Genomic DNA, 4,556 nt, shown 5'->3' on the forward strand with positions numbered 1-4,556 from the left:
GGCGGCCGCGCTGGAGGCCCAGATGTGTGCGATGGTTGGTTGATGATAGGAGCGGAGGCCGCTGGATTTCGAAACAGCATCAGCCCGGCTTAGGCCAATCTGGTAGCATTTCCCCAGCGAGCTTAGTCGCAGTATCGAAATTACCATTCTGTAGGATGTAGCCAATCTTTTGGAGGTATTGGTGGCAGAATTTTCGGCTGTAAGTGGAGACAAACAGTTTGAACTCTGGAATTGGTACGCCTAGCGCCGCTGCCTCATCGTGGAGCACCTGGAGGCGGGCCTGCTCGGTGATGCTAAAACGAGGTCCGAAACCATGGGGTTCAACAAAGTGGGCAACGCTTAGCATCTCGGTGCCCAAATTGCGGCGCGCGGCTTTCGCGCGTGATGCTTCTATATCCGAAGAGCTAGGGCGCAAGGTCTGCAAAGGCCCATCGAGTTTTCCGGGAGTTGCACCTTCCTCTGGTCTGGCTTCAGCAGATCTTCGCCCTTGCTTGAGGCCGATCGTCCAGCCAAAGACGCCTGCGGCTAACACTAAAACCGGCCAACTTGAGATCACCTCCCAAGCTGATACCAACCAGCCGGGTACTGATGCCGCAAACTTATCGACTGGCTCATTCCATCCCCAAACTTTGGCCAGTCGAGGTACAATCCAATCCACAAATCCCTTTAGAACCGCAGCCGCGGCAGCGAGCACGAAGAGCCAGACTTTAAGCGTTCCCTTCTCAAACTTCTCTGACCAATGCCGAACATCCACTGTCTTCCCGCCCTTACTGAACGGCGCTGCAGCGCCAGCTAATCATCATTCGAATCAGGCTCCGGCAACCAAAGTAGCAGCGATAAAGAAAAGGCCAAGCTGGGGAGCTAGTCGCCAGACTTACGGGGATACGGCAACAGAATTATGGGAACAAAACACTCAATCTCTGCTTGTCCAACCAGCAGGCGAGCAGCATTACAGTGCCTTACCCCGCATCAAGTAAGACGTCACGATGCCGAGTGGTAGTCCCAACGAAAGTGGGTGCAGGGGCTCAGCCCCTGCCCGCCGGAGGCCCTCTTTCTACTCCGCCGCGGGCAGGTAAATCTCTCCGCCCTTGGCCCGGAACTCGGCGCTCTTCTCCGCCATGCCGGCTTCCAGCATTTCGGCGCTGTTCTGCTTGGCGGCGTAGTCGCGCACGTCCTGCGTGATCTTCATGCTGCAGAACTTCGGCCCGCACATGGAGCAGAAGTGCGCCACTTTCGCGCCTTCGGCCGGCAGGGTTTCGTCGTGGTAGGCGAGGGCGGTTTCCGGGTCCAGGCTCAGGTTGAACTGGTCGCGCCAGCGGAAATCGAAGCGGGCGCGGCTGAGGGCATCGTCGCGCAGTTGGGCGGCGGGGTGGCCCTTGGCCAGGTCTGCCGCGTGGGCGGCGAGTTTGTAGGTGATGACGCCGACTTTCACGTCGTCCCGATCGGGCAGGCCGAGATGTTCCTTGGGCGTGACATAGCAGAGCATGGCGCAGCCGAACCAGCCGATCATGGCGGCGCCGATGCCGCTGGTGATGTGATCGTACCCGGGCGCGATATCGGTGGTGAGCGGCCCCAGCGTGTAGAAGGGGGCTTCGCCGCATTCTTCCAGCTGCTTTTCCATGTTCACCTTGATCTTGTGCATCGGCACGTGGCCGGGGCCTTCGATCATCACCTGGCAATCATGTTCCCAGGCGATCTGGGTGAGTTCGCCTAGGGTTTCGAGTTCGGCGAACTGGGCGCGATCGTTCGCGTCCGCGATGGAGCCGGGGCGCAGGCCGTCGCCCAGCGAGAAGCTCACATCATAGGCGCGCATGATCTCGCAGATTTCGCGGAAGTGGGTGTAGAGGAAATTCTCCTTGTGGTGCGACAGGCACCATTTCGCCATGATCGAGCCGCCGCGCGAGACGATGCCGGTGACGCGCTTGGCGGTGAGCGGCACATAGGCCAGGCGCACGCCGGCGTGGATGGTGAAATAATCGACGCCCTGTTCGGCCTGTTCGATCAGTGTGTCGCGATAGACTTCCCAGGTGAGATCTTCGGCGACGCCGTTCACCTTTTCCAGCGCCTGATAGATCGGCACGGTGCCGATCGGCACGGGGGAGTTGCGCAGGATCCATTCGCGGGTGTTGTGGATGTTGCGGCCGGTGGAAAGGTCCATGATGTTGTCGGCCCCCCAGCGGGCGGCCCAGACCATCTTTTCGACTTCTTCCGCCACGGAGGAGGCGACGGCAGAGTTGCCGATGTTGGCGTTGATCTTCACCAGGAAATTGCGGCCGATGATCATCGGTTCGGCTTCCGGGTGGTTGATATTGGCCGGGATGATGGCGCGGCCACGAGCGATTTCGCTGCGCACGAATTCGGGCGTGACGTAATCGGGGATTTCGGCGCCAAAGCTTTCGCCGTCGCGGATCAGGCCATCGCGCTGGGCGCGGCCGATGTTTTCGCGGATGGCGACATATTCCATTTCCGGCGTGATGATGCCGCGGCGGGCATAGGCGATCTGGGTGACGGCCTGGCCCGCCTTGGCGCGCAGGGGGTTCTTCACGACGTTGGGGAATTCGGCGACGTCGGCCTTGCCGCCGGGCACGTTGGCGACGCCGTTATCCTCGGGCTTCACTTCGCGGCCGGGGTAGCGTTCCACGTCGCCGCGGGCTTCCACCCAGGCGGTGCGCAAGGGGGGCAGGCCGGCGGCAATATCGATGGTGGTGCTGGCATCGGTGTAGGGGCCGGACGCGTCATAGATGCGCACCGGCGGCTCCTTGGCGGAAGGATCGAGCGCGACTTCGCGCATGGCGACGCGGATATCCGGATGGATGGTGCCGGCGACATGGATCTTGCGGCTGCCCGGCAGCGGCCCGGTGGTGACCGGCATTTCCAGCTTTGAATTGATATCGGCCATGGCGCGCGTCCTTCCAAAATTTCGGAACGGATGGTGCGCGCCTGGCATTTGCCAGAAGTTCGGGCGCTCCCTCCCTCCGCCGGTGTCAACCGGATCAGGTTCAGCGGGTCGGGGCCATCAGCCCACCTCTCAGCCAGTCGCGCTGGCCCCCCGGGGAATAGGTCTGGATTAGGCTTGTGTGGTCCAGTTGGCAAGGCCGCGATCGGTGCCGCACAGCTTGTCCCAGAAGCGGAAATAGAGGCCGTAGTTGCAGTTGTAGTGGCGGTGGTGGGCTTCGTGGTGGGAGGCGCTGATGAAATGGCGGCCGAACCAGCCGCCCACCCACGAACGCGGGAACATTTCCCAGCCCATGTGGTTGGTGACACCCATGATGGTGGCGATCAGCATCACGATGCCCAGCGCGCCGATGTGGATGGGGATGATGAACATCAGCGCCGGGATGAGGATGGCGCCGGAAATGGCTTCCCACGGGTGGAAGCTCATGGCGGCCCAGGCGGTGGGTGGCCGGCTGGCGTGGTGGACGGCGTGGGCGGCCTTGAACAGGCGCGGCAGGTGCATCCAGCGGTGGGTCCAGTAGAACCAGCTGTCGTGCAGGAAAAGGTAGACGAGGATGGAGAGCGGGAACCACGCGGCCTGCAGGGGCGTGTCGACGCTGACCATGATCTGGGTGAGGCCGTGCCCGCGCCAGGCTTCTATGGCGAGGCCAGCGGGGATGGCATAGATCACGGCGGAGATCAGCGACCAGCGGATTTCGGCGCTGATCTGGCGCTGGCGCTTGGCCGGATCGGCCGGGCCGGCCTGCACGCCGCGCCGCTGTGTGAGCCAGGCAAAGCCGCCCGAAACCGCGAGGTAACGGACGGCGATGATGGCGGCCATCGAGACGACGGCAAGAACGAGGGTTGCAGCGGTGTTCACGCCGGCGGGTTTAGCGCGCGGGCGCCAACCCGCCAAGCGGCGCAAGGTCGCGTTTGGCGTCGCGGCTCAGAAACTCACGATGCCGAAGATGCGCAGCAGCCAGACGATGACGGCGATGATCACGACGATGTTGATGATCGACTTGATGGTGCCGTCCATCGGGATCTTGTTGTTGACCAGCCAGAGCAGGACGCCGACGACGATGAGAACGATGATGGTTTGGATAAGCATGTGTTGCCTCGCGGATTGTGGATGCGAAGCAGGATAGCGGACCGGCCGGGAACCGCGCGTTGTGGCTTGTACGGGTGAAGGCGGGGCTCCACCATGGTGAGATCTACGCAGGGCCGCGATATGGGCTGCGCCGGGCCGCAGGGGCAATCAGCAGGGGAAGGAAATGGTGGAGCAGAGGGGGATCGAACCCCTGACCTCAGCAGTGCGATTGCTGCGCTCTCCCATCTGAGCTACTGCCCCGCACCAAATCCTGATCCCCCGTTCGGGAGGGCCGCCGATATAGCGCGGCGGCGGCGCTTTGCAACGGGCTATTTATTGTCCGAACCCGTGCGCCAGATACTGCTCCGCAATGGCGGCGTGCAGGGCGGCGCCGCGGGCCATGGCGCTTTCATCGAGGTGCATGTGGGTGGAGTGCAGGCCGCAGCAGGCGCGCCAGTCTGTCCCCTGCTCGGCGACGCCCAGGAAGAACATCGCGCCGGGGACTTTTTCCAGCACATAGGCGAAATCTTCG

At 62.5% G+C, this 4,556-nt stretch carries 4 protein-coding genes, 1 tRNA gene, 1 pseudogene and 1 riboswitch; all 6 genes and pseudogenes read right to left on the bottom strand.

Going from position 1 to position 4,556, the window contains the following annotated elements:
• Positions 1-79: 79 nt before the first annotated feature.
• On the bottom strand, positions 80-754 hold the full coding sequence (locus RT662_RS13380) for a hypothetical protein (protein WP_313671196.1): 675 nt from the start codon (positions 752-754) through the stop codon (positions 80-82).
• Positions 755-1,054: 300 nt separating this feature from the next.
• On the bottom strand, positions 1,055-2,899 hold the full coding sequence (gene thiC / locus RT662_RS13385) for a phosphomethylpyrimidine synthase ThiC (protein WP_313671197.1): 1,845 nt from the start codon (positions 2,897-2,899) through the stop codon (positions 1,055-1,057).
• A 54-nt stretch (positions 2,900-2,953) separates the two neighbouring features.
• Positions 2,954-3,062, bottom strand: a riboswitch (TPP riboswitch).
• A 5-nt stretch (positions 3,063-3,067) separates the two neighbouring features.
• Positions 3,068-3,775 carry a sterol desaturase family protein gene (locus tag RT662_RS13390; protein WP_409530174.1) on the bottom strand — a complete coding sequence of 236 codons (708 nt, stop codon included), beginning with the start codon at positions 3,773-3,775 and terminating at the stop codon, positions 3,068-3,070.
• 105 nt (positions 3,776-3,880) lie between these two features.
• On the bottom strand, positions 3,881-4,045 hold the full coding sequence (locus RT662_RS13395; RefSeq protein ID WP_303794188.1) for a Thivi_2564 family membrane protein: 165 nt from the start codon (positions 4,043-4,045) through the stop codon (positions 3,881-3,883).
• 164 nt (positions 4,046-4,209) lie between these two features.
• Positions 4,210-4,285: transfer RNA gene (locus tag RT662_RS13400), tRNA-Ala, on the bottom strand.
• Positions 4,286-4,357: 72 nt separating this feature from the next.
• Positions 4,358-4,556: pseudogene (locus tag RT662_RS13405) on the bottom strand (amidohydrolase); the annotation flags it as partial.

The organism is Sandarakinorhabdus sp. (assembly GCF_032115815.1).
Taxonomy (GTDB): Bacteria; Pseudomonadota; Alphaproteobacteria; order Sphingomonadales; family Sphingomonadaceae; genus Sandarakinorhabdus.